This is a genomic window from Priestia sp. FW507-14D1A (genome assembly GCF_058781295.1).
Window position 1 is genome coordinate 997649 of the sequence record NZ_JBYSWQ010000002.1, and the last position, 26821, is coordinate 1024469.

The following is a 26821-nucleotide window of genomic DNA, read 5'->3' on the forward strand; positions in this document are numbered from 1 at the left end:
TTGACAACTACGACGCGCTGTCCTTTTTACGTGATTGAGAAATTTTCTTTTCTTTTCTTCTTTTTGAAGATGCTTTGTACAAAAAGATGCCAAATCCCGTATAAACAGCAGCAACCGCTGCGATATATCCAATATTAAACCCTGACTTTTTCACTACTTTATATACATTTGTGGTCTCAGGCTCCAATGAAATGTTGTATACATCGTCAACGGGTCGTATAATTCCTTCCGTTATTAACCCTCTTAGTTCATTTTCTTTTCCAACTTTTTTGAGCGGGACATTAATGTCCGACGTTTCCTTTGTATTATTAATCACAACAAACGTCGTTTCGTCCTTATACCTTCTCTTGTATACAGCCACACCTTTTTGCTCAGACACAAGGGTAAAGCTTCCTTTGCGAAGAGAAGGCGACTTTGCTCTAAGTTCAGCCAGTTTTTTTAAATGATCTATAATATCGGGATTAGCTAAAAAATTCATCATCCCATAATTTTCTGCTCCCTTTCCCCCATTCAGCGCAATTTCCGTTCCATAAAAAACGATTGGTACACTCGGCGAAGTATAAAGATACGAAAGCCCTTGCTTTGTTGGGGCTCCAGGATGATTTTCACTCTTCAATGCTTGTGCTGTAAAACGTGTGCTATGAACATCATCTAAAAAATTGGCTAAAGGCTGATTACTTCCTTTCCTCCACTTGTCATACAACATTTTCTGCGGACGATTAGTACCGCTAAACGTAGCAGCAGTGGCTTCGGCTAGCGTTCTATCTACAAGCAAATCTACTCCTAACGAATCAGCCTGCTCATTTTTTTTAAATGGTTGCCCGTTTATTTCTCCTATTAATAGAAAAGAAGGATTCATGCTTTTTAGCGTCTTAGAAAAGGATGAAATAAATGCAGAAGGAGCTTGATCGATATCTTTAACGTAATATCCGTCAATATCTGCTTGTTTGCTCCACCAAGCAGCATTTTTAATAAGGTATTTCTGCACAGCGCTTTCTTTTAAATTAAGGTGAGGCAATGCTTTAATTACTTCGTTATCTGTACCGGATTCATTACTTATCCATGTTTGTTTTTCTTTATCTGCTACCCAGGAATGATTGTTACTGATTGTCAAAGGAAATTCGACCATAATTTTTATATTGCGCTCATGTGCTTTCTTCACAAGATTTTGTAAGTCATTTAACGTTCCAAAATGATCGTCTATTTTATAATGGTTGGTCACCGCATATCCATGATAGCCTGTCTCATCATTTTCCATAAACGGAGTTAATAAAACAGCGGTAAATCCCATCTCTTGAATATAGTCTAACTTTTGTGCTATTCCCTGTAAATCGCCTCCATAATAGGCATCTGAACGTTCATAGTTAACATTTCGATCATTCTGTTCACTTCCGTTATAAAAACGGTTGATCATCAATGAGTATATTACCTCATCACGTATATCTTTATGATCTTGCGCTGAGGCACTGCTTCCAAAAAGCAATAATAGTATAAGCAGCATACTTATCCTTTTCCATTTCATCTATTCCCCTCCTATAGACGAACTGTTTCAAACTCACTTTTGTTTCCATTATAACGTTAACGCTTACATTATTGTTAAATAAGTTGATAAAAACAAAAAAAGTGATTAAAAGTTTTTACTTTTAATCACTTTTTTCATCTATATACTGCTATACCGTCTCATTTACGTTCGAGATATGAGGTTTATCCGATACTTTACCAACTTTATTTAATCGATCAATCAATCCAACACCAAATTCAGGATGAAGGTTACCATCTCCTGTCGCTACGAAACTTTCACGAAATTCGTATGCGGATGAACCGTGTTCAGCAAAATCTAAACCAGCAATTTCTTCTTCGCTTGATACTCGAATAGAAGAAAAACGCGTGAAAACAAATAAGAATAACCCAACCGTTCCAATTGTCCAGCCCATCACAGCTATGATTCCAAGAGCTTGAATACCTAATAGCTGTACGCCTCCGCCATAAAATAAACCATTAGCCGTATCAAACAGCCCCACTGCTAACGTCCCCCAAATACCGCAAATTCCATGAACAGTAATAGCACCAACTGGATCATCTAACTTCATTTTGCTATCGATAAAATGCACAGCTTCTACTAGAATAATTCCTGCAATTAGCCCAATGACGATTGCACCTGGAATCGATACGTTTGCTGTTCCAGCTGTAATTCCTACAAGTCCAGCTAAAGCACCGTTTAATGTTAAGCTAGCGTCAATACGTTTGTAGCGAAACTTTGTATATAAAGCAGAAGACAGGACTCCGCATGACCCAGACATTAATGTAGTTGCGATGATTCCTGGTACAAGGGCAGGATCCGCTGCTAATGTACTTCCTCCATTAAATCCAAACCAGCCAAACCAGAGGATAAATACACCTAATGCGCCAAGTGGAATATTATGTCCTTGAATAGCATTGACTTTTCCATCGCTTCCATACTTTCCAAGACGTGCTCCTAGAAAAGTAACTGCTACAGCCGCACCAAGAGCTCCAGTCAAATGAACAACTGTCGACCCTGCAAAATCTACGAAGCCTAGTTTAGACAACCATCCTCCTCCCCACACCCAGTGACCTACAACTGGATAAATAACAGCTACCATAGCAATTGTTAGCATCATATAGCTCGATAATTTCATACGTTCTGCTACCGCTCCTGAAATAATCGTAGCGCATGTTGCTGCGAAAACAATTTGAAAGACAAAAAAGCTCATTTGATCGCTTTCTCCATTTAAAAAGAAACCGCTCGAACCGATAAATCCTCCTTTAGAATTTCCAAACATGAGCGCAAAACCAACCACAAAATACAAGACGGAAGACACAGCTACCGTTAGCATATTTTTCATTAAGATATTAAGCGAATTTTTCGAACGAGTGAAACCTGTTTCAACCATCGCAAACCCTGCGTGCATTAAAAACACAAGTACTGCCCCAAACATTACCCACATCATGTCAATTGATGCGCTGACTGATTCAACAGTTGGGTCAGCCGCATTAACGCGTGTTGCCGCCAACAAACTAACAAACAAAGCCGCACTAATTTTCTTTTTCAACGCTTAACTCCCCCTCTATTAAAATAACACTCTCTTTTTATAAAATTGCCTCTACACCTGCTTCTCCTGTTCTAATTCGTACAGCATCCTCTACCGGATATACAAAAACCTTTCCGTCGCCTATTTGATTCGTAGAACAAATTGATTGAATGATCTTAATGACTTCATCAACTTGTTCTGTTTCTAAAATCATTTCTACCTTCACTTTAGGTACTAGTTTGATTTCAAAACTTTGTCCCCTGAACAGTCCCTGCTCTCCTTTTTGCTGACCGCATCCTGCTACTTCTGAGACCGTTAATCCATTTATTCCTACTTCCTCTAATTTTACGCGCAGTGCTTGAAATTTTTCTGGACGAATGATGGCTTCTACTTTTTTCATCGTAACCCCTCTTCCATGTTAGTTTTATTCACATTTAATGTTATGTATATTATCATATAGGTAATTTTCTGAATATTCAAGTTAATATGTGATAAAAATGAGACTTTTTTCTTATTTACATAATAGTTAACGCTTTCATATCTTTTCAAAAAAAAGTAACGCAAAGGAAAAGTAATTCCTTTGCGTTACCCCGTAGAAATAGATGTCATAATTTTCTTTTTTACTTGACTTGTGACAAAGTGCTTTTCTGTAAATACGTCATAATTTTCTTTTCGAATTTTATCAAGAATCGCTCGGTATAAATGCGCCGCTCCTGTAAGAGGCAAACGAGAAGCGACCGGATATTTATGAATCGACTGAAGTCCTTTTATATAATACATCTCCGCTTCTTTGGCCAGGTGCTCCCACATCTCTATAAATTCAGAAGTGACCCACCGGTTCTCTAATAGCATGCGCGTGTATCCGTAAGAATTCATAAGGTCTTTCGGTAAATAAATGCGCCCTCGCTCTAAGTCTTCCCCAACGTCTCTTAAAATGTTGGTCAGCTGCATTGCAATGCCTAATGCAACTGCTTCTTCTTCTAATTCTTTATGAGTAGTTGGAGCTAAAATCGGTAAAAGCATTAACCCTACCGTACTCGCTACATGATAAGAGTATGTTTTCACTTCATCAAGCGTATCGTATTCTTTTTTTACTAAATCCATTCTCTGGCCGGTAATCATATCATCAAACGCTTGAACATTCATCTCATATTGTTCAAATACATTGCGCAGAGCTACCCACATGGCGCTTTCGTTCAATAGTTCTCCATTTTTAAATCGGAGAAATTCTGATTCAAATTGCTGCAGCTCTATTTCAGGGTTGCATCCTTCATCTACAATATCATCGACTTGACGGCAAAATGCATATACTGCCCATACTGCCTTTCTTTGTTTTGACGGCAGCATGGAAAAAGCTTTGTAAAACGTTTTTGAGTTTTCTTTAATAATTTCTTCACACTGATTGTACGCTTTGTCTAACGAAATGTTCATCATATAGGACCCCTTTCTCTATTAAAGGACAAACCATCTTTTCCTTATGGCTTACAAGATCTTAAGAAAGCTTTGCAACCGTTTGAACAGATGATTGTTCAATAAGATGATCAGCTAACATTTTTGCTCCTTGCATAACAATTGGCACGCCTCCGCCTGGATGAATAGATGCTCCGACCGCAAAAACATTTTTATATTCGTACGGCTGGTACTGGGGTCTGAATACGCCCGATTGAAACAGCTCAGGAGCAATACCAAAGCTTCCTCCTTCGTAAAGTCCAAATGCTTGAGCATCATTTGGCGTGCGTACTTTTACCCACTCTATTTCTTTACGAAGCTCTTCAAACCCTTTTTCTTCTAAAGTTCGAATGATTCCATCAACAAAATCTTGCTGATTGCTCCAATCAATGTGGCCGCCTGATGGAACCGGTATAAGTGCATATAGCACACTTTTCCCTTCAGGGGCTAACGATGGATCAATAACAGAGGGATTAAATGTATAAACAGCGGGATCTTCAGGAATCGTTTTATGCTTAAACACTGCTTCCATATGTTTAGCTAAATCATTGCCCATAAAGTATTGATGCACATTGTGATGATCATATTTTCTCTTCAAACCAAGATAAAGCAGCAGACAGCTGGACGAAGGCACATACTTCTTTTCTTTTTTTCGAGCAATTTTCGCCATATTAGGAAAGTCGCCATTTAAAACAACTTGATCAAATGGATAAAGTTTTTCGTCAACAATAACCCCTTCCGTTTTGTCTCCTGATATAGAAAGCTCTTGAACCGCCTTATTCAAATGAATGTTTACACCTTGCTCTATCAGCGCCTTTTCAAGAAGTGGCACAAGACTTGCGTATCCGCCTTTTACGTAATAGATGCCATGAGCATGCTCACTGTAAGGAACAAGGGAATAAATAGCTGGCGCCGAATAAGGATTTCCCCCAATATAGAGAGATTGCAGGGAATAGGCATCTACTAGACGTTCATCATGGAAATACGTTGAAACAAATTTTCTCATTGATTTATTTGCATTCATTTTTTTTAATGCCTTGATGTTTTGCCATGTCCAAAAATCTCGTTTATTTACAAATGTTTTTTCCAAAAATGCCTTACTTCCTAATTCAAATCGCTTTTTTAATTCAGTCATAAAACGCCGGTAGTTTTGCTCTTCGCCTGGAAACAAACGGCTAATTTCCTCTAACTGATCTTTTTCAGTCGCTTTTTTTGTATAGGTCGTACCGTCTGGAAAATGAATATCATAAAGTGGATCACAGCGTATTAGTTCATATTGAGAAGCAGAAATGCCTGCTTCATCTAAAATACGTTCAAGCATTAAAGGCAGTAAGACAATCGTGGGACCTTCATCAATTTTATAACCGTCTTTTTCTACAAACGCCAGCCGGCCGCCCAGCTTGTTTTCTTTTTCGAAAATATCAACAGAAAATCCTCGTTTGCTTAATAACAAAGCGGTAATCAAACCGCCTATGCCGCCTCCAACAATTGCTGTTCTCATAATGCACTCTCCATTTCCTTCATGGTTTTAAACGGCTCATTCAGTAATTGTCCGTCTCTTTTTAAGATGAGCTTTGTCGTAATGCGAGATGATTCCAGAATAGTTGGTAGACCGCTTCCTGGATGAGTTCCTCCTCCAACTAGCCAGCAGTTTTCTAATTCTTCAAATTTATTATGCGGACGCAGCACCATCATTTGAGTGAGCTGATGTCCAAGGTTAAATGTCGCTCCTTTATAGACCAGCACGTCTTCTTCCCACTGCTTTGGTGAAATGATTTTTTCAACTTCAATATGACTCTCTAAATCTTTGAAACCCGTTTTCTGTTCTACAATTTTTAATACTGCATCCCGGAAATCTTTTTGTTTTTCATCCCAGTTTACACCACTGAAATTATTTGGAACCGGCGCTAAAATATAAAGAGCAGACTTTCCTTCCGGTGCTAAAGTTGGGTCCGTTACCACAGGGTTTTGAATGTAGATAGAAGGGTCTTCTGAAAGAGCTAGCGTTTTCGTAATTTCTTCTACATTTTTTTTATAATCTTCAGCGAACACAATCGTGTGATGAGGCAGGTCTTTGTACTGTTTGTCTATGCCTAGATAAATCATGAAAGTAGAACAAGAGTATTTTTTCTTTTCAAGTTTTTTAACTGCATATTTTTTAAGGGTACCTTCATCTATTAAATTCGTCATGGCATGAGCAAAATCTCCATTGATAATGACGTCGTCTGCCCCTATTCGCTCTCCATTTTCTAGAATAATTCCTTTTACTCTCTTATTTTCAATCCATAGTTTTTGGACACCTTGGTTTAAGTGGATGTGCCCTTGATGTTCTTCCACTACTTTTGCCATTGCTTGAGATAGTTGGTTTACTCCTCCTATTGGATGGAAGATACCGTAAGCGTGTTCCATAAACGATAAAATAGAAAAGGCTCCTGGACATTCCCAAGGGGACATTCCCAAGTACTTCGATTGAAAAGTAAAAGCTAATTTCAATTTCTCATCAGTGAAATACTTGCCAAGTACATCATAGAGCGTTTTACCTAAGGATAAATGCGGCAGTGCTCGAATTGCTTCAGGCTTTAAATAGTGATGAAAACGATCCATCTCGCCCTGCAATAAAGGCAGCAAAGCCGCCATCTTCGCTTCGGTGTCTTTCATAAAGCGTTCATAGCCTTCTCCGTTTCCTGGGTATAAACGTTCGATTTCTTCTTTCATCTTTTTATGATTATCCGTCATCTGAATCTGCGCATCATCGAAAATAAGCTCATACATGAGATTTAGACGTTTTAAGTCCATATAATCATGCGCATTGCGATTAGCAGCTTGAAATAATTCTTCAAAAATCTGTGGCATGCTCAAAAATGTAGGACCCATATCAAACGTATAACCCGACATTTTAATCGCTGAATTTCGCCCGCCCACGTATCCTTGCTTTTCATATACATCTACTTTATAGCCATGACTTGCTAACAGCATCGCTGCCGCTAATCCTCCTGGACCTGCTCCAATCACGATTACGTTTTTTTGCATACATACACTCCTAATCCTATACAATAGTTATACAAACATTATACAAAGCTTTATTATTAAACACAACGATAAACTGCTTGTCTTTATTCGAGTCATAAAATTACCAATAACTAAACCATTAAAATATGACGTTTGTACCATTTTTCCAGGGTTTCAGTACACTTTCCCTTTATTCGGTGCTTTCAAGCTTTTATTTTATATCTATGTAAAGTTATACAAAAATAGACTGCGGTCTTCTTCTCTAGTTAAACGTACAAAAAAGAGAAACAGATGACTTATTTCATAAAAAAAACCCTCTGTACTGAGAGGGTCCTGTCATTCCACAATTTGAATATTATTGTGAGTAAACCAGACGTGAATTTGAGCTAGATGAGCTAGCAGCTGGGGTCCTGTCATTAATTGACCAAACCACGGTGCTTTAAATCCTTCTCCGCCTGTATCAATAATATGCTTTAACTGCTGCTTATCAAAAAATTCATGAAGAGGTGACTGTTTATCTTGTAAAAGAGATTGAAGCCATACAGTTACAGCTTTTGTATAAGCTGGGTTATGCGTTTTAGGATAAGGGCTTTTCTTGCGATAAAGAACGTCATGAGGCAAAATTCCTTCAAGCGCTTTTCGTAAAATCCCCTTCTCTTTATTGCCCGTCATTTTCATCTCCCACGGAATATTCCATGCATATTCCACAAGGCGATGATCTGCAAAAGGTACGCGTACTTCTAAGCTCGCGCCCATGCTCATACGATCTTTACGATCTAATAAAGTTGTCATAAACCAAATCTGATTTAAATAAAACAGCTTTCTCCGCTGCGCATCTTCTAACGATTCACCCTCTAATTCAGGCACTTCCTTTAATGTTTCTTCATATCTTGCACGCACATAATCTTCTAACTGTAATTTCTTTCTCCATGAGCTTTGCAGCAAATCAATCCGAGCATCTAATGAACGCATCCACGGGAAGGTATCCGAAGACAAATCATGTTTTCGGTGAAACCACGGATATCCGCCAAAAATTTCATCCGCACATTCTCCTGATAAGCTCACGACAAAATCTTGTTTGATTTCACGGCAAAACCAAAGCAGCGATGAATCTACATCAGCCATTCCAGGAAGGTCTCTCACCTCTACAGCCTCTGTTAAATGCTGCACAAGGTCCTCCGTTGAAATAATGCAGCGGTGATGATTTGTTTGAAACGTATCCGACATGAGCTTGATATAAGTTCCATCAGAATTTGGCTGAAACTCATTTGCTTTAAAAAATTTATCATTGTCTTCATAATCGATAGAATACGTATGAAGAGAGCCCTTGCCGCTTTCTTTGAACGCATTTGCAGCAATTGCTGTAATGGCGCTTGAATCTACTCCACCTGATAAAAATGTACAAACCGGGACATCCGACACTAGCTGTCTTACAATCGCGTCTTGCACTAAAAATTTAACTTTTTCTGTAGTTTCACCTAAATCATCTGTATGCTGCTCACTTTTCACGTTCCAGTATCGCCAAATTTTCAACCCGTTACGAGTAAGCGTGAGCGCGTGAGCCGGGCGCAATTCATTTATTTCTTTAAATACCCCGTGGCCGGGAGAACGAGAAGGTCCTAAGCCAAACACTTCTGCTAATCCATCTAATCCTACTTCCGCTTTCACCTCAGGATGAGCTAATATCGCTTTTAACTCCGATGCAAATTGAATTCCACCTTCATAAGATCGATAGAATAAGGGCTTCACTCCCATTCTGTCGCGTGCTATAAATAACTTTTCATTGGCTTCATCCCATATTGAAAAAGCAAAGATACCGTTAAAATGATCTACGCATGATTCTTTCCATTCTATATAAGATGTTAGAAGTACTTCCGTATCTGAATGTCCCTGAAATTGATAACCTCTTTTTAGTAATTCTTTCCGAATATCTTCCGTGTTGTAAAGCTCTCCATTATAGCAAAGCGTATAGAGCTGTTCATTTTTTTCTCTTGTCATGGGCTGTCTTCCGCCTTGAGGATCTACTACAACTAAGCGTTTGTGCCCAAAAGCAACATGCTGCTGTGTCCATACGTTGGTGTCATCAGGACCTCTTTTCGATAAAGTGTCAGCCATTTTTGTTATTGTTGCTGTTTCATTTAAAAGCGATCGCTTTAAGTCGACCCAACCCGTTATACCACACATCGTTTATCATCCTTTCTTTCACGCTCTTGTTTATGAATGAAATAATGCCATTGTATGCACGCAATAGTTACAGTTGAATTGTCCTTATATTTTATTTTCACTTTCGAGTTATAAAGAGAGCTTTTTTAGGCAATAAAAAAATATGGATAAATTTCACACGGAGGTTTGATTATGACTCATTATTCTAAACAACAAGCTCTGAACAATCAGCCGCGTTCCTTCGTGATTGGTACGGTTGAATGTGTTGATTCACAGTGGATTTTCTTTGAAGATGAAAGTGACGAAGCTTCCATGCTCCATGAAGTAATGGATGATACATTAGAACTTCTTATTGATACACGCTGGGAAAAAGCCATTATGGTTGATGACCGTCAAATAAAGCTTCACGATGGAACGTATTTATTGCGAAATGGGGATAAGCTAAGACTGACTAAAAAGCTACCTTATGCATACGAACAGCTTCTTCAATCGCTACCGAAAGAGACCTTTTTATCATTCACTCAGCACTTAAATTCATTAAAATTCTCTCTTTATGATTGTATTTACTGTCACAACACATTATGTTTTTTACCGACAGACGGTGATACAAAAGGTGCTAATTTTATCATTTATGACAATGAGGAGAAAATTTGTGCCGTTCAGCATTTATTCGAACGAGGCACGCATCACCTAGATCGATTTGAATATACCGTTAATGATGGAGAACGTTCAATGAATCTTTTTTTAGATTAAAGCAAAAGAAAAAAGCTATCTTATCCAAGATAGCTTTTTCCTTATCCTAGTACGACATATCCGTAATAGAATACTAAGATAAGCGCAATTACAAGAACTGCCCAAGCAACGCCTGTACGCTTTCTTTTTTCAGTACGAACAAGTACCATTTCCATTCCCACAAGCACTAACACTCCGGCAATTCCTTTAATGAGCGCTGCGCCTTGAAAATGGTACCAAGCTGCTAACATATGCAGACCTGATACTAATACTAATAAGTATAGGAGTCTAGCCACCATATGTAGGATTTTTTGACCTTTAGCTTTACCTGCTCGATGTAAAATCAACGAAACCACAAACGAGATAATTAATAATGTCCAAAGCGTTACATGAATATGTAGTGGAGCCATTCATCTCACGTCCTTTCTGAAAATATCATATCATGAAAACCTTTCCTTCACCAATAATATAAGGAAGAAAAAGGATTTTTAGCGACTGCGTCCATAAGTAGCATACCGAATGAGTTTTTCAAGGGGTCCATCTGAAAATAGGCTCATCCATATCCGGCTTCCCAGCAGTTGAATAAAAATGATAATCCCCGCAATAGCCAAACCTTCTACAATTGAAATATGTCCGTAGTATCCTAACCCATATGAGTAAAAAAGAAATGTGCATACAATGGACTGGACAATATAATTAGTTAAAATCATTCTCCCCAAAAGGGCAAATGGCTGCATGACTTTTTGAATAGATACACTTCGCATAGCTAATGTGACCAACGTTACAATAAAAATTGCTCCTGCCGTTCCTCCGATTGTATCGTGAATATACGATGTCGCTACATTGTGATCTAAAACATACGGCAATACGGATGATGCTGCATACACGATGAATGAAATAAGACAAAGCCACTTTGTCTCCACTATATATTCTTCTATTTCTTCGAACCACTCGCTTTTTGCCATAAAACCGCCTAATAAAAACAGTGGAAATAGCGATAAAAGCAGAAAAGGAACCGTATTTAAATTATACGCGTAGTACCAATCAAGCAAGCGCTGATGAAAGATTGACGCAAAACTTCCGTGTCCATATGCTTGAAGCGCTTGGTCAATAATAGGCTGGTGAATTCCCGCTGCTGTCTCTCCTTCGTTAACAAAAGCCGCTACTGTTAAAATAACAATCATAATCACAGCATAAATGCTAAATATTCCGGTTCCCCACGCTAATAACACTTCTTTCTTTGCTTCTTGAAAAAATAGCATGATCAAAGCAAAGAAGCTGTACATCACAATCATATCACCGTGCCAAATAAATAAAGCATGAATAGCACCAACAAGAAGCAAAGCTGTGATTCTTCGTACATAAAAAGGAGTAAAGCTTACTTGCCTTTCGTATGTACGCTGGAACATTTTCATAAAACCAAATCCAAATAAAATAGCGAGCAGCGCGTAGCCTGTCTGCCCTACAACTACATCAACTAATCCATTAGCAACATAATTCATTCTTGAACCGTCCAACAAATTATGGTCGTAATAGGAAGCAGGTGAATAAAAATCCGGCATGTTTATGAGCAAAATACCAATAAGCGCGATTCCTTTTAATACATCTGCTGCCTCAATGCGCTGTTCTTTATCAGCTGCGTTCATTTTGAAACGTTTCATTCTTTCACACCTTACATTATTTCATTATTGCTTTCACATTATATCGAACGCAAAAGTTTTTCTTCAATGTTTACTATTTCCATTCCTCTCTTTAATGTTTTGCTTCCTCCCTGCATATAGATAAAGAAAAAGCATTAATCACCTTTTTGTCTAGGCTTCATATGCTGTTACTAGACTAAATTAAAAGGGTGTTTGCCTATGCCTGCCATTGTTGGTGTTGTTAATCTTAACAGTGTTGGTTCAGCCAGCGTCTTTCATATTGGAGATGTTTATACAATAGCCCCTATTTCCACTGCTAAAACATTTGCTGGCGCAGGTTCGTTTAATACAGGCGACGGATTATATGTTGTGAATCAGCAGAGCTCAACCAATACGTCAGACAATGATGTAAATGACCAAAATGTTGCTGGAAATCTATAATAGAAATGAAGCTCATACAGGAGGATGCTTATGAACTTTTACGTGAATCAAAGTATCTGTATTCAAAGTATGAAAATCAGTGCCGTAAGTAACTCTTCAGTACTTCAAATTGGAAGCGTAGGTGTTATTAAACCAAACTCAAATCTTTTTAATACAGGAGGGTTTACAGGCGCTGCACCTACTGAAACAAAAAAAGGCATTCTTGGATCTGTTTCTCCTTCTACCTTTACTCCCGGAACCGGTGCGGGCACTGCCCCAGCTCCTTTCTCACAGTCGTTAACTCCCCCAGTTCGAGACAACGACTGACATGTTACAACCTTCATCGCCATATGTATATATATAACTATTTTCTTTATCAGAAGATAAGGGAATTGAGGTGATTGAAGGTGGATAACATGGACTATATTCAGCAGGTACATCAGTATGTTCAGCAAATGTCTTCGTATATTCAGCAGCAAGAAGAACGCATTGCTCAACTTGAAAAAAACGTACAAGAACTTCAGAAAAAAATAAAAGAGTTAGGTGAACAGCCACCTATTAAAATTGATAAAATTGAATATAAATTTGAACAGTTAAAAATCGATTCTTTAGATGGAACATTAAATATTGGATTAAACCCTCTTACACCTGATAATTTAGAAGATATCATTATCAATGAGAAACCAGAAGTAACGTTTTCGCAAGGAGCTCAGCCACAGGGGCAGCCGCCTCAAGGTGAGCAGCCGGGACAACCCGGAGGTCCTGGACCACAAAATCCTAGCTTAAAACCGTTGAACCGCCAGCTAGAAAAACAGTGGGTCTCTGATATCCACGAAACGATTTTAGCTGAACTTAATCAATATGGATTTTCTATGGTTCAACATGTGCTTGATGAGCGCTCGATGATGATTGATGAATCGTACTACGAGTTTATTTTAGAAGATATTAAAAAGCAGCTGCAGCAGCGGATTACTTTTTATATACAGCAAGTTCAGCCGGAAGAAATGGAACGAAATTTTGAACAAATTAAACCTCAAATTATCGGTAAACTTTATGAAGATATGAAAAAAGGAATTGACGCATTTTTAACGTATTTACCTGAATCTTTAAAGAAAGGTGGACCCCCTTCATGAACTTTAACGTTGTAAACCGCGAATTGCTTGTTGGAGACGTTAGTATTACAGGCGTATCTTCTTCTTCTCTTTTTTTAATTGGTGATGCCAATTACATCTCTCTATCCTCAACATTTGATACGCCGGCTGAATCGTTGATTATCGGACCTTATGTTCCACTATCGTTATCATAAAGGAGCTTACGTATGCTTTCACGCACATCTTCTGTTAATTATATAGAAATTAATTCCTTGTCGGCGAGCTCCTTTTGCCAAATTGGTGATTCAACAGAAATTCATCTACTTAATAAAGCTTTAGCCGATCGGAGACAGTATCCGTTTTTCTACGGTCGAGAAGGAAACTTTGATGATTACGCTATCTTTAATGAGCCTATTCCTCACGGCGATTATGAACCTATTCCCGTTCAAACATGGAATGAAATACCTTTGATCCGCGTTAACAGAATTGATATAAAAGGGTGCTCATTCTCATCAGTTATTCATATTGGATCAACGTGCAATGTTTATGCAGAAGCCCGCATTAAGCATATTCGGGAACTGATCAACGATGAACCTTCAAAGGAAGCTGAAGCCGGAACATCGAAAAAAGCTGCCTCAGCACCTAGCGGCAGTGAGTGAACCTTTTAAGAAACGGCTCATATACTAAACTAATATCATGAAAAAAAGGGTGTGAACCTCATGCCAGCAATAATCGGACCCGTTAGTATCACGAGCGTCGGAGGCGGTGTCGTAACGTTTGGAGATACGTTCTACGTCTCTCCAAAAAGCGCTGCTAAAACAGCCTCAGGCTCTGGTTCCTTAAATACAGGTAACTTTGTTAATACAAATAACGGCATTTCAGGAACAAATACGTTAGATCCAGATTTATTCGATCAAAATATAGCAGCAAATGCTTAAAAAAACCCCTTATCTTTGCTATTAAAGCGGATAAGGGGTTTTTTATTCACCTGGATTTTCGGCTGTTTGATTTCTTGGTTTTAGGTAATTTAGAAGAAGGCTGTTTACGAATCCATTTAATAAAAGAGCTAATTTTAGAATCAGCTTGTAATAAAGAAATCGTATTAAGACGAATGGCTAATTCATCATTTGTGTATAACGCATGAATTTGTTTATGACACGGAATACATAAGTTTGCTGTTGGTTCAAACGCTCCGCCCATTTCCTTTGGCGTTAAATGATGTACGGTCGTCAAGATATCCTGCCTTCCGCATAATTCGCATGTTCCTATCCGCCTGTCTTTTTTCTTCATATAGATTTCCTTCCCTATAAAGTTTCTACTCTTACACTAGTTCCTTTGCCAGAAGGCTCGGACGGCTCAACAATCAAACGTTTTGGCAGGCGAGCACGAAGTTCTTGCACGTGACTGATGACTCCAATTGATAAATTATTGGACTGAAGTTTTTCAAGCGCTGTTACCACGGTATCAAGAAGCTCTCCATCAAGCGTTCCAAATCCTTCATCTAAAAAGAAAAACTGCAGCGGATATTCTCCTCTTAGCTGAATTTGTGCAGATAATGAAAGGGCCAAAGCCAGCGAAGTTAAAAACGTCTCTCCACCGGATAAAGTTGAAACCGGACGTTTTACGCCTCCATTTGCATCATCTCTCATAATAAAGCCGCCTTGGGAATCCACTTCAATCGCATAGCGCTGACGTGTTAATATACCCAGACGCTCTGAAGCATCTCGGCTAACGGATATCAGCTGTTCTTCAGCAATATATTCCACGAAAGCATTTCCTTTAAATACTGTTTGAAGCTTTTGATACTGTTCAAATAACGCTTGTTTTTCTTCACGGTCCTGTTCAAGCACTAAAAATCGCTCATGCCGTTCTTTGACGCTTTTTAACGTTTGCTCAGCTGCTCCCTTGAGCTGAACCGCTTCTTTCACAGCCGCTTTTATATCATGAAGCAGCTGCTGAGTTTCTTCAAATTGGTGCTCTTCTATGGACTGGTGATTCAGCTGAATATTTAACTGTTCAATTGATGACTTCATCTGTTTTATGTTGTCCCAATAAGCCTGAACAGTTTCATCCAACAATTTCATCTCATCATGTGATAACAAAGCTTGCTGAACTTCTTTTCCTTCGCTGAATAAAGAATTCCCTACAGCTTCTTCCCATTTTTCAGCTGCTTTTTTATACTGCATATAAGCTGTTTCTAGAGATTCGCTCGCTGCTTTTTCATCCATTTGCAGCGTTTGATACGCTTTTTGAACAGTCTGCCAATGTTGATATGCCTGCTGTTCATTCGTCTCTAACTCCGCAAGTAAAAGAACTGTTTTTTGCAGCGCCTGTTCAATATCTTCTTGATCTGTAAGCGTACGCAAGCGTTCAATTTGCGAGTGAACAAGAGATTGTTTATGACACAGCATTGCTTTTAATTCTGTAAATTCTTTTTCGCCCGCATATTTCTCTTCTTTTAGACGTTCGATTTTCTTTTGCTGATTTTCAAAAAATACGCTGCTTTTTTCAATTCGAGCCTTTATTGTCTGCTCTTCTTTTTCTCTTTCAATCAGCCTTTCATTAATTTTTTCCATCTCTTCAAATACAAAGGAAGGATAATCTTGTTGAAAAGCTTCTTTTCCTGCTTGTAGCGCCTGTTTTTGCCGATTTACTTTTCCTTCTAATTCAGCTTGCTCTTTTTGATAATGAGCAAGCTCTAATTCAATCTTTTCAAGGCTTTGCTGGACCTTTTGTATCTGCCCGAGAATTGCCTGCTGTTTTTCACTTACCTGCAAATAATCCTGCTCAAGAGATTTGATTTCAACTTCTATTTTCTTAGCATAATGCCCAAAGGCATCTGTATTCATTTCTCCTAAAGCAGGAACTTCGCCAGCTTCGTTCATAAACTCAGCTAACTCAGGTATTTTTTCAACAAGAGGTTTAGCTAGCTGTTCAAGCTGCATTTTGAGCGACGAATAGCTAAATCGCTGTTCACGCAACTGATTAACTTGATCTTCGAACTGATCCGCTGATTCAGTTGTGATGTCATCTTCTTGTTGGTGTAATACGGGGTTAGGGTGATGCTCAGAGCCACAAACTGGACAAGGCTCACCTTGGGTCAGCTGCTCAGCTAATTGATGAGCCAGACGGCGTGACCATTCTTTTTCTTTGCGTCTTTTTAGATCGCTCATTAAACGATCTGCTTGTTGAAAAAGCTGCTGAAACTCTTTTTCCCGCTCGCATACAGTGTGATACAATCCTTGAATATCTGAAAATAACCCTTTACTTTGTTCTATTGTTTGCTGCTCTCTCTCTTGATGTGTTTGTTTTTGTGTATGCAAATGCTTAAGCTGTTCGGCTTTTTCTTTATACGTTTTTTGACCTTCATCTAGATTTTTTTTATCGTTATTCCATACTTGATAACGATAAAATGCTTGCTGAACAGCCTGGCGATAATCAGGTTGAATTTCCACTTTTGTTAATGCTTCTTTTAACTCTTTTTGAAGAGTCAAGCCTTGCTGATACCGCTTATCTGCTTCCATTAATTCATCATTTTTCGCTTGAAGTGCCTGCTGCTTTTGCTGAAGAGAAACTTCCGCTTCTTTTATTTCTTGCTGTCCTTCTTTAATTTGTTTTTGAAGATCAGAAGCTTGTTGAAGCTGTTCTTTTTGAACAACTAATTTGGGCTGCTGTTCATTTTTTTGTAAGCGAGCCTGCTCATATAAACTATTCGATCGCTTATATTCCTCACTTTTTTGAACAATTTGTGCTTTTAATTTTTCTACTTTATCTTCGTAAAGCTTCTGCTGCTTTTCAGCTTGTTCAAATGTTTCTAAATAGGGAAAAAGACGTTCTGCCTGCTGAGCTTTCGTCACCACATCTTGCTTTTGTCTAATCTCCTCTTCCTGCTTAGAAGCATGCACTAGTTTTTCTTCTATCAGTGCTTTTTCCTGCTGCGCTTTCCAAAGAGACGCCTGCTGATCGTATCTTTCCTGCAAATCAGACGCTTCTTTTTCTCGTTTTTCCAAAAGTATAATGCTATCACTTACAAGCTGCTCCGCTTCCGTTACTTTCTCTGTTGAAGCTTCACCTAATCCCGTTTGTTCTGCGGTGATTTTATCTAGGTCTGTCTTTAGCTGCTGAACTTGATAGCGTATTTTCTTACTAAGCTGATCTCCGTACTGCTCGAGATTAAAAAGACGCTGAAGCATTTGACGACGCTCCGTTCCTTTTAACGATAAAAACTCCGCAAATTTTCCTTGCGGTAATACAACAGCTCTTGTAAAATCATCAATTGTTAAACCAAGAAGCTCCTGTACCTGCTGGTTTACATCATTTGTTTTATCTGCTAATACGTACGTTTCATCTTCGATTTCAATCAATCGACTTGAAGTTGATTTTACACGAAGCTCATCCGTCCGTTTAAAGCTTCTTTCAACAGTATAGCGTTTTTTATGACTAGCGTTTTCCAGCTCGAACGTAAACGATACTTTCAGTTCATTTTCCCCGTGATTTAAAATTCCTTGTGTATTATTGGCTGCACGCTCTACTTTTCCGTATAAAGCTAGTGTAATGGCATCCAAAATGGAGGATTTCCCGCTTCCTGTAGGACCAAATATTCCAAACACACCGCCTGAACACAGCACTTCAAAGTCGACAGTTTGTTTTTCTCTAAAACTGTGAAGCCCCGAAACGGTCAAGTTAATAGGTTTCATTTTTCATCCTCCTTTCCCGATACTTCTTCATCGTTAATCAAGGTTAAAAACAGTTTGACTAATTCATCATCAGGTGCCCCTCCGCCGGTTTGCCTGCTGTAGAACTTTGTAAACAGTTCTTCGATCGGCACTTCGCGCTGTGAACGTGTTTCGAGTGCTAGTTCTTCTGCTTTGAATACCGGACGGATATGAATAAAACCTGGATGAAGCTTGCGAAGACGATGGATTTCTTCTAGTGAAAGTGCATCTTCTACGTGAACTTCTAAATCAACCCATGCCTGCGTATCTTTTTGCTCATCAAGCCACGTATATACTTCTGCCAATCCGTTTTTCGCTTTCAAACGTGTCAAAGGCTTTCCGCTGGATAATGGAATTTCAGTCATCTCAATCTCTTTTCCTGGCTTAGCGTCTAAAATGGTAACGGACTTTGCATAGCCTGACTCTGAAAAACTATAAGCAAGAGGTGAACCGGAATATCTTGCAAGGGTGCTGGCGCGATTGATCATTTGCGGGCGATGCAAATGTCCTAATGCTACATATTGAGCATTAGCAGGTAAACTAGTTGCCGCCACCGTATAAGCTCCTCCTACTTCAATTGGACGTTCTGAGTCCGTTGAACTTCCGCCTGCTACGTAAATATGACTCATGGCAATATTAACGGTATCTGTTGTGAACTGCTCACTCATTTTATCAAAAATACCTTTTACTCTGGCATCATATGAGTTTCGAAGAGCCAGCTCATCATTTTCTTCTGCTAAAAGTTCCTTTAACCTTGATTCAGATGGGTAAGGAAGAGCCGCAACCTTTAACACTTCATCTGATGTAGGAATGTGAATGCTTTCTACATCGGTAGTAGGCAAACCAAGAAGCGTAATATTTTGATGAACAGCTAATGGAGAAGCCGCCGACAGCCGATCTGGGTTGTCATGATTACCTGCAATAACAATAATCGGGCGTTTTCCATTGTTGCTCAACCTAGACATACTTTCGTAAAAAAGCTGCTCTGCCGCTGCTGGAGGGTTAACCGTATCAAAGGCATCTCCCGCCATGAGAATAGCATCTATCTTTTCTTCTTCCACAATGTCTGCCAGTTCATCTAAAAACTGTGCTTGCTCAGCTAGACGGCTTCGACCTTCTAACGTTCGCCCCAAATGCCAATCCGCTGTATGTAATAAACGCATGTTACTCTCTCCTTATTGGTGAAAAAGAAGAAGACTATCGCCTTCTTCTTTTTTTATATTTCAACAGCATGTCCACCATCTAAAAAGTACAGATAGCGATGCTGCACAGGTTGTTTTACAATCCGTTCAATGGCCTTTGCGTAAAGCTCTAACTGAATGCGGTATCTGTCAATTAGAAATGGTTTTGCTCGTTCAAAATCCCCTTGAAAACGATCCGAAATGTTATCGGTTTTAAAATCAAGTAAAACGAGACCTTCTTCCGTTTCATACAAACAATCAATAATACCTTGCACTAAAATTGTTTCGTCTTCCTGCTCCCAATGATCATAGATTTCTTTAGCGGAGACACCTAAACTAAAAGGCATCTCTCTATAAACCGTGCGAGCCGTTCGAATACCTTGTGCAATGTCACTGTCTAAAAAGTCTGCTACATCATTTGCATCAACAGCATCCGCTTGTTCTTGCGTCAATAATTCTTTGGTAACCATTGATTGAATAAAGTCTTGAACCATTTCAAGGGTATAAGCTTTATTTAATGGAAGCTGCTGCATAACGGCATGTGTAGCTGTTCCTCTTTCAGCTCCTGTGAGAGATTTCTCTTGAAGAAACAGCGGACGATTTTCAAGAGGTGCTTTAGATCCCCGAACGAGATCGTCGCTTCCACCTGCATCCGTCAGCTGCTGCTGCCTTTTTAGTTCAGAAACAGATTGCTTCGAACGATGAACGGAAGCTACACGATAATCATAAGACCAATTTAAGCGTCTATACACTTCGTCTTTATAATCGCTCGATTCTGAAACTGGCTCATGCTTTTGAAGAGCGTTTAAAAGCTCTTCATGATGCTGCTGCTCTTCAAGAGGCTGTTCGGCTAAATCACCTGCTAATAACGTTGAAAGTTTCCAGCTTGAAGCATGCTGATGAATCATCTTGGCCGGCTGGACCGCTCCTTCAACCATGTGACTAACATGTTGGTGACGAATTAAAGAAGGTCCAATCCAGTCTAAATAACATTTTGCATCTCTTCTCACGTGAGCTGGAAGCGTCCAATCTTCATGTGCCATAACGGAGCTCCATTGTCTGAGCTTTTCTGGTGCGTCTTTTACTGTTCCAACTAAAATAAGTTTTTCTTTCGCACGCGTCAAAGCTACGTATAATACCCGCATTTCCTCTGCCATGCTTTCTTTTTTCATTTTTTTCTTCATGGTCTGCTGAAGAAGAGTAGGGTACGTAATACGCAGTTTTGGATCAATATATTTAGATCCAAAACCTAGTTCTTTATCGAGTAAATATGCTTTATTCAAGTCCATTAAGTTAAACTGACGAGCAAGACCAGCTACAAAAACAACAGGAAACTCAAGACCTTTACTGCTGTGGATCGTCATCAAACGCACCACATCTTCTTGTTCTCCCAGTGCTCGAGCAGCTCCTAAATCGTTCCCTCGGTCCTGCATGCGTTCAATAAAGCGTAAAAATCGAAACAGACCTCTAAATGAGGTTGCCTCGTACTGGCGAGCGCGATCGTAAAGAGCACGTAAATTGGCTTGACGCTGTTTCCCGCCAGGAAGTCCGCCAACAAATTCAAAGAAACCCGTATCGCGGTAAATTTGCCATACCAGTTCTGACAAAGAGCTTTGTCTAGCTTGTGTTCTCCATGCTTTTAACTGCTCATAGAAATACTTTACTTTATCGCGAAGTTCTTCATCATCTGAAACCGCTAAGTACGTTTTTAACGCATCGTAATACGTTCCTTTCTTTTGCTCTGCTCTCAGTGTAGCTAACTCTTCATCTGAAAGCCCTACTACCGGTGAGCGAAGAACAGAAGCTAACGGAATGTCTTGATGCGGGTTATCTACTACTTTTAATAAAGACATCATAATCATCACTTCAGTAGCATCAAAATAACCTTTTGATAAATCGGCATAAATCGGCACGCCTTCTTGCTTAAATTCATCCATAATCTGCGCAGCCCAAGGCATGGAACGAAGCAAAATAACAAAGTCACGATACGTCACGTTTCTCATAATATCGAGCTTGCGATCATATATTTGAAAACGGTTTTGAACGAGTTCTTTGATTTTGCGCGCCATTGCTCTTGCCTCTAACTGAGCCGTTTCAAGCTCTGCTTCTGAAAAAGCGACGAGAGAAGAATCCGATTCTTCTTCCGCTCCTTCTTCTGCATTTTCTTTTGCAATGAGCAGAAGCTCCGTGTCCATTCCTTCCGCTTTTGGATACGATGCTCCTAATTTTAAAGAAGCATCATCGTCATATGCAATTTCTCCGACTTCTTCATCCATCAGCTGATTGAAAATAAAGTTTGTAGCATCAAGCACTTGGGAACGACTGCGGAAGTTTTTATTCAAATCGATACGTTTTCCGAACTGGCGACCATCTTGCGTAAAGCGCTTGTACTTTGTTAAAAACAAAAATGGCTCCGCTAAACGAAAGCGGTAAATGGATTGTTTTACATCTCCAACCATAAATAAATTCCCTTGTTCTTCACTATCTCTCGTCACTAGTTTAATCAGTGTTTCTTGAACCATATTTGTATCTTGATATTCGTCAACAAGCACTTCTTCAAACTGAGTGCGATATTTTTGGGCAATGGACGAAGGCTTAAGCACTCCATCTTCTTTTACACTCAAGATTTGCAGGCAATAATGCTCTAAATCAGAAAAGTCCACTAACCCTTTCTCTTTTTTCATATGTTCATATCGTTCACCGAAGCGCTGAACTAAAAAGATTAGCGTTTCAATAACGGGCTTCATTTTCTCAAAATCAGCCATGTAGCCGTGCAAAGGCCTAGAAAACAAATCAGCATGAAGTTTTTCAAGACTTGTTTTAGCTTTTTTGCGAAGCTCTCCGAAATCATCTAAAAGCTGCGAGTCGTATGCTTCTCCTTTACATGGCTTTAAACGATTAAAATTCAAATTCTGCATTTCCTCATGCAAATCAGCAAAAGAATGCTTAGAAGCGCTGATCAGCCGATGAATTTGAGCCAGGTCTTCCTCTGCATTAACGGCGCGAGGAGCAGGCCCTCCTGGCAGCTTTGTTAACTCTAAGCCCTGTTTTAAAATCGACTCAATGCCCATCAGCTGCGTTGTTACTTCTTGTAAAAGAAAAGATAGAAACGGAAGTGAATCAATAGAAGAGTCTTCTGTCACATCATATTGACTCACGATCATTTCAAGCCAGCCGTTTGGGTCAGGGTTAGATCTTGCAAAGTCATACAGCTTTCTTACCATAAGCTGAATATCTAAGTCATTTCTGTCACTTGTATAACGATCAATTAAATCAAAGAATCGTTCGTTCTGTTCAATACTGTACTGTTCTTCAAACAATTCTTCTAACACTTCTTCACGCAGAAGATCCGCTTCCGTATCATCTGCAATCCGAAAACCAGGGTCTACATCGATCAAATAATAATACGTTCGAATGACTTCTAAACAAAAAGAATGGAGCGTAGAAATCGACGCACGGTTTAATAAATTAAGCTGTCTGCGTAAGTGCAAAGAAGATGGATTCTTTTTTAACTCTTTTTCCAATGCTTCTCCAATTCGATTTCTCATTTCGGCTGCAGAAGCATTTGTGAACGTAGCAACGAGTAATCTATCAACATCGATTGGCTCATCACCCATCGTAATCTTTTTAATAATACGTTCAACTAAAACCGCTGTTTTTCCTGAGCCAGCCGCCGCGGCTACTAATATATCTTGACCGGATGAAACAATGGCTTTCCACTGATCATCCGTCCACTGGGAGTCGGCCGGTTTTATGTGTATATCTTCACTCATCTCGTTTGGCCTCCTCTCGAATTTTATCTAAAATAACACTTTGACTCTCTGTACTAAGCTGACGATATTCGTTGTTTTCCATTGATTCATCGAACTGACAAATTGAGCGGTATTCACAAAACGCACATGGTGTTTTATCTTTTAGTTTATAAGGCGAAATATCAATTTTCCCATTTGTAATCTCTGTACCTGCCTCCACAAATTTACCTCGCACATACTGACGGAGATGTGTAAAATCTTCTTCGCTCGCAACCGAAGAATTGGAATAAAAGCCCCCTGTCTTTTTAATGCCCGCTGATATAACCTGTGAGTGCCCTGATTCTAACGTTTCGTCCATTAACCTTACTGCTTCCTCGTCTCCTACAAGCAGTCCTTTCATTTTAAACTTCTTGAAGATTTCAGCTTCAATTTGATCAGGCTGTAATGCTTTAGTACTGTTGATCATCGGATTATGAACGTGGAAATAAAGAACGCCAGCAGGCAATGCTCCTCTATTATCATGAAGAAGCTGTTCAGCATACGTCACGACTATGTCTAAATAAGCTAAAATTTGAAGAGATAAACCGTAGTACACTTCCACTAAGTTTAATGCTTTATCGCTTGATTTATAGTCGACAATACGCAGTAAAAGTCCTTTTGAGCTTTCCGCTTTATCTACCCTGTCAATTCTGCCAACGAGTTCCATCGTATGGCCATTTGGCAGTGTGAACTGCATAGAAGGCAGCTCTGCGCTAGGTCCAAATCCAAGCTCCAATCCAACGGGAACAAAGCCGCTCATCTTAGCGTGCTCACTTAACACAAGCGACGCACGTTCAATAATTTGCTGCAGCTTATGTGTTAAATAGTGGTGGCGATTCGAGCTCAATAAAATCTCATTTTGCAAGCGCGGAGCAAGCTCATGCACTGCAGCCGTAGAAAGCTGCTGACAGTCTTTTCTCGTTAAGTTCTTCCATTCTTTTTGACCGCCACGAAGTTCGTCTGAAATCATTTTCAACGCCGCGTGAAATAACTCGCCTATGTCAGGAGCCGCCAATTTGAAAACTTTTCGTTCTTTAAGCTTGAGCCCGTGAGAAGCAAAATGCGCATATGGACAGGCTTCAAATTTTTCCATTCTCGATACGCTTGCTTGAATATGCTTTCCATACAGACGCTGACTCGTTTTCTTTGTTAACCGTTTTGCTTCATTTTGATAAAATAAGCTGCTTAGTACTTTCCCACTGTATGAGTTCCAATCTGGATTTTCTACATAAAAATTATACACATCCCACCAAGCGGAACTCATCGGATAATGGCGTTTCCATCCTTGCAGCTGGCTGGCTAAATGCGCGATGCTCGTTAAAGGATTTGTGATATATTCAACCTGCTTTTCTTCTTCTAAATCTGTAGGTTCCGTCATTAACAGCTTCTCCTGCAGGAGCGGAAATAGCTCTTTTACTCGATTAATAACGAGTGAAGGCAGCAGGGTCTTCCCTTCCTCATTGGCAAGAGGATACGAAACATAAAGTTTTTCCGAAGAGCTGGAAAGTGCTAAATAAATGAGAAATTGTTCGTCAAACAGCTTTTGTCTTCCGGTTGGCGCAAGTAATAAACCTGATTCAAGCAGCTGCTCTCTCTCCTTCTCAGATAACAGGCCATCGCTTTTTGGTTTAGCTGGAATCACACCGTCATTTACACCTAACACAAAGCTTGCTTTGATATCGGATAAACGCGAACGCTCAAAACTTGCCACAACCACTTGATCCAGTGCAGGCGGAACAAGTGCAAACTGCATGCTGTCAAGCCCTGTCTCAAATAGATCTGCAAACAAAGAAATCGATACTTTCTCTTCTCCCATCATTTCAACAAACTGATCAAATAAGTGAAGAATTGCTTTCCATACCTGCTCGTGCTCTCTTGCTTCTTGAAGCTTTCCTTCTTCTTCACATCGATTGCGCAGCGCTTCTATCTTTTGTGGAATATCTAAATTCGTTAAAAAACGATAGATCGCTTCTGCTTTTTCTTTTCCTATTTTCCCTTGTTTTAATTTTTGCTGAAGCGAATAAATAGGAGGAACAATCATATTTTTTAATTCATTTATTTTTTGCTCAAAAGCAAGCTCTTCGTCCGTTTTCCCAAGGTTCATGTCTTCAAGTGAACGATATTTTCTGTAGGTAAATGGTTCCTTACTCGTCCACTTAGATCCTTGAATACCGTAAGCAAGTACATAATTTTCTAATTCATCCATCTCTTCGCGAAGCTGGTGCACATCAGATGACAAAGGAAATAAAAGATCTGTTTTCACTGCTCGAAAGATGGTTTCATACCGCCATGACCCGCTTACCACCTCTAAGACTGAGCGAACAAATTCAACGAGTGGATGGTGAAACATCGCTCGCTTTTGGTCAATAAAGTACGGAATTTCATAATCTTGAAAAATGGTTTGAAGCAAGTCATGGTAGTCTTCTGCATTTCTAACAATCAAGGCAATATCACGATAGCGATAGCCGCGATCGCGCACAAGTGAAAGCACTTCTCTTGCAATCCCTTCAACTTCTGCTCTTCGGCTAACAGCCGGCAGCAGCTGAATGTGCTCGGGCTCTGACTGAAATTCCGGCGTTGGCCGTTCATCATAATATCGTTCTAAATAGGCAAGCTCTGGACTGTTTTGATGCCTTTTTTGTTCGTTAAATACGATTGGCTCTTGAATCTCTATACCGTTTTCAGCCGCCAGGCCCATTATTTCTTGGTACGTTTCGCTCGTTAATCGAAACAAGTGCAAGTCATTTGGAATAAAATCTTGATATGAATAATCAGAAGTCACCGCTATTTTTACTTCTCTACAAACTTTCATCAGCTCTACTAATACGGTTAATTCTTGAGGAGTATAGTGATGAAATCCATCTACATAAATCGTTGCTTGAGCAAGATAGCCAGAAGACGCTACTTTTTCACCCAGCAGCTTCAAATAGTCTTCTCCATCTACATATTTCGTCATCAGCTGTTTTTCTAATTCTCCGTAAATGAGATGTAAATCATGTAATTTATCAGCAAGGACTTTCTCATCTTCTGCTTGAAGCTTTTTCTTCATCTCTTCGAGAGACGGGGCATCTACTGTGTACTGTTTAAATTCTTTAACCATTTTTTCCAGTTCTTCAATAAACCCTGCTTGTTCTGAAGAATTCGCAAACAGTCGAAGCTCTTCTTTTTGATGTTCGATAATTTTTTTAAGCATCATATGAATACCTGTTTGATCCACATGATAGCGGCTAATACCTCCAACTTCTTGCAGGATACGCCATGCAAGACGTGTAAAACTATAAACTTGAGCACGCATCATGCCTTCTAACCCAGGTGTTTGAACAAGCGCATACTCCGACTGAAATGTCATCTGTTCAGGTACAATATAAATAAGTGGATGCCCAAGCGGTGCATTTAACAGCTCTTGGCGCATGCTATTTAAAAGATATTCCGTTTTCCCGCTTCCTGAACGTCCTAATAAAAACTGTAGCCCCACGTTTTCACCCCTTGATTTTTTTCTCTATGTTTTCATTTGTTTAAGTACAAAATGGATAAACGCCACGTAAACACGTGACGCAGTCGTCAAAATTTTATAGTGATA

At 39.4% G+C, this 26821-nt stretch carries 21 protein-coding genes; 7 read left to right on the top strand and 14 right to left on the bottom strand.

Features of this window, described 5'->3' with window-relative positions; translation table 11 throughout:
• Window positions 1-7: 7 nt before the first annotated feature.
• The 7 genes from AC3WJG_RS13410 to asnB form a co-directional block, all read right to left on the bottom strand.
• Window positions 8-1522: an alpha-amylase family glycosyl hydrolase gene (locus AC3WJG_RS13410; protein WP_337133877.1), complete on the bottom strand. Its 1515-nt coding sequence runs from the start codon at window positions 1520-1522 to the stop codon at window positions 8-10.
• Window positions 1523-1670: 148 nt separating this feature from the next.
• The gene (locus AC3WJG_RS13415; RefSeq protein ID WP_492588298.1) at window positions 1671-3071 is read right to left on the bottom strand and encodes an ammonium transporter; all 1401 of its coding nucleotides are present in this window, start codon (window positions 3069-3071) and stop codon (window positions 1671-1673) included.
• 37 nt (window positions 3072-3108) lie between these two features.
• Window positions 3109-3450, bottom strand: a complete 342-nt coding sequence (locus AC3WJG_RS13420; RefSeq protein WP_025749925.1) for a P-II family nitrogen regulator — start codon at window positions 3448-3450, stop codon at window positions 3109-3111.
• Between the two features lie 185 nt (window positions 3451-3635).
• Window positions 3636-4484: a phytoene/squalene synthase family protein gene (locus AC3WJG_RS13425; protein WP_337133878.1), complete on the bottom strand. Its 849-nt coding sequence runs from the start codon at window positions 4482-4484 to the stop codon at window positions 3636-3638.
• A gap of 58 nt (window positions 4485-4542) precedes the next feature.
• The gene (locus AC3WJG_RS13430) at window positions 4543-6000 is read right to left on the bottom strand and encodes a phytoene desaturase family protein (RefSeq protein WP_028407434.1); all 1458 of its coding nucleotides are present in this window, start codon (window positions 5998-6000) and stop codon (window positions 4543-4545) included.
• Entirely contained in the window at window positions 5997-7529 is a 1533-nt protein-coding gene (locus tag AC3WJG_RS13435) for a phytoene desaturase family protein (RefSeq protein WP_098248700.1), read from the bottom strand. The genes AC3WJG_RS13430 and AC3WJG_RS13435 overlap by 4 nt, the downstream gene beginning before the upstream one ends.
• A gap of 315 nt (window positions 7530-7844) precedes the next feature.
• On the bottom strand, window positions 7845-9692 hold the full coding sequence (gene asnB, locus AC3WJG_RS13440; RefSeq protein WP_025749930.1) for an asparagine synthase (glutamine-hydrolyzing): 1848 nt from the start codon (window positions 9690-9692) through the stop codon (window positions 7845-7847).
• Between the two features lie 171 nt (window positions 9693-9863).
• Here asnB and AC3WJG_RS13445 point away from each other — a divergent pair, with 171 nt between their 5' ends.
• Window positions 9864-10424: a DUF2777 domain-containing protein gene (locus tag AC3WJG_RS13445; RefSeq protein WP_016763009.1), complete on the top strand. Its 561-nt coding sequence runs from the start codon at window positions 9864-9866 to the stop codon at window positions 10422-10424.
• Window positions 10425-10465: 41 nt separating this feature from the next.
• Here the strand turns inward: AC3WJG_RS13445 and AC3WJG_RS13450 are convergent, their stop codons facing one another.
• Both AC3WJG_RS13450 and AC3WJG_RS13455 read right to left on the bottom strand, forming a co-directional pair.
• Window positions 10466-10813, bottom strand: coding sequence for a DUF1516 family protein (locus AC3WJG_RS13450; RefSeq protein ID WP_013055360.1), 348 nt, complete (start codon window positions 10811-10813; stop codon window positions 10466-10468).
• Between the two features lie 78 nt (window positions 10814-10891).
• Window positions 10892-12064 carry a DUF418 domain-containing protein gene (locus AC3WJG_RS13455; protein WP_221840681.1) on the bottom strand — a complete coding sequence of 391 codons (1173 nt, stop codon included), beginning with the start codon at window positions 12062-12064 and terminating at the stop codon, window positions 10892-10894.
• Between the two features lie 198 nt (window positions 12065-12262).
• On the opposite strand from AC3WJG_RS13455, the gene AC3WJG_RS13460 reads away from it, so the two are divergent.
• The 6 genes from AC3WJG_RS13460 to AC3WJG_RS13485 all read left to right on the top strand — a co-directional run bounded on the left by AC3WJG_RS13460 (window position 12263) and on the right by AC3WJG_RS13485 (window position 14492).
• Entirely contained in the window at window positions 12263-12484 is a 222-nt protein-coding gene (locus AC3WJG_RS13460; RefSeq protein WP_013055358.1) for a spore germination protein, read from the top strand.
• A gap of 30 nt (window positions 12485-12514) precedes the next feature.
• Complete coding sequence (locus tag AC3WJG_RS13465) at window positions 12515-12790, top strand: spore germination protein GerPB (RefSeq protein ID WP_016763006.1); 276 nt, start codon at window positions 12515-12517, stop codon at window positions 12788-12790.
• A gap of 89 nt (window positions 12791-12879) precedes the next feature.
• Complete coding sequence (gene gerPC, locus AC3WJG_RS13470) at window positions 12880-13596, top strand: spore germination protein GerPC (RefSeq protein WP_028407430.1); 717 nt, start codon at window positions 12880-12882, stop codon at window positions 13594-13596.
• Window positions 13593-13769 (top strand): spore germination protein GerPD, encoded by a 177-nt coding sequence (locus AC3WJG_RS13475; RefSeq protein ID WP_013055355.1) that lies wholly within the window; start codon window positions 13593-13595, stop codon window positions 13767-13769. Before gerPC ends, AC3WJG_RS13475 begins: the two co-directional genes overlap by 4 nt.
• A 12-nt stretch (window positions 13770-13781) precedes the next feature.
• Window positions 13782-14213 (top strand): spore germination protein GerPE, encoded by a 432-nt coding sequence (locus tag AC3WJG_RS13480; RefSeq protein WP_060746444.1) that lies wholly within the window; start codon window positions 13782-13784, stop codon window positions 14211-14213.
• A gap of 60 nt (window positions 14214-14273) precedes the next feature.
• A complete protein-coding gene (locus AC3WJG_RS13485) occupies window positions 14274-14492 on the top strand; it encodes a spore germination protein (RefSeq protein WP_013055353.1) in 219 nt (72 codons plus the stop codon).
• A 46-nt stretch (window positions 14493-14538) separates the two neighbouring features.
• Here the strand turns inward: AC3WJG_RS13485 and hlpB are convergent, their stop codons facing one another.
• The 5 genes from hlpB to addB are packed head-to-tail and all read right to left on the bottom strand — an operon-like array spanning window position 14539 to window position 26716.
• Window positions 14539-14844, bottom strand: coding sequence for an HNH nuclease-like protein HlpB (hlpB, locus tag AC3WJG_RS13490; protein WP_060746445.1), 306 nt, complete (start codon window positions 14842-14844; stop codon window positions 14539-14541).
• A gap of 14 nt (window positions 14845-14858) precedes the next feature.
• On the bottom strand, window positions 14859-18251 hold the full coding sequence (locus AC3WJG_RS13495; RefSeq protein WP_225049539.1) for an AAA family ATPase: 3393 nt from the start codon (window positions 18249-18251) through the stop codon (window positions 14859-14861).
• Window positions 18248-19432 (bottom strand): exonuclease SbcCD subunit D, encoded by a 1185-nt coding sequence (locus tag AC3WJG_RS13500; protein ID WP_337133879.1) that lies wholly within the window; start codon window positions 19430-19432, stop codon window positions 18248-18250. Before AC3WJG_RS13500 ends, AC3WJG_RS13495 begins: the two co-directional genes overlap by 4 nt.
• 53 nt (window positions 19433-19485) lie before the next feature.
• The gene (gene addA, locus AC3WJG_RS13505) at window positions 19486-23223 is read right to left on the bottom strand and encodes a helicase-exonuclease AddAB subunit AddA (protein WP_337133880.1); all 3738 of its coding nucleotides are present in this window, start codon (window positions 23221-23223) and stop codon (window positions 19486-19488) included.
• Complete coding sequence (addB, locus tag AC3WJG_RS13510) at window positions 23216-26716, bottom strand: helicase-exonuclease AddAB subunit AddB (RefSeq protein WP_337133881.1); 3501 nt, start codon at window positions 26714-26716, stop codon at window positions 23216-23218. Before addB ends, addA begins: the two co-directional genes overlap by 8 nt.
• Window positions 26717-26821 lie beyond the last annotated feature (105 nt).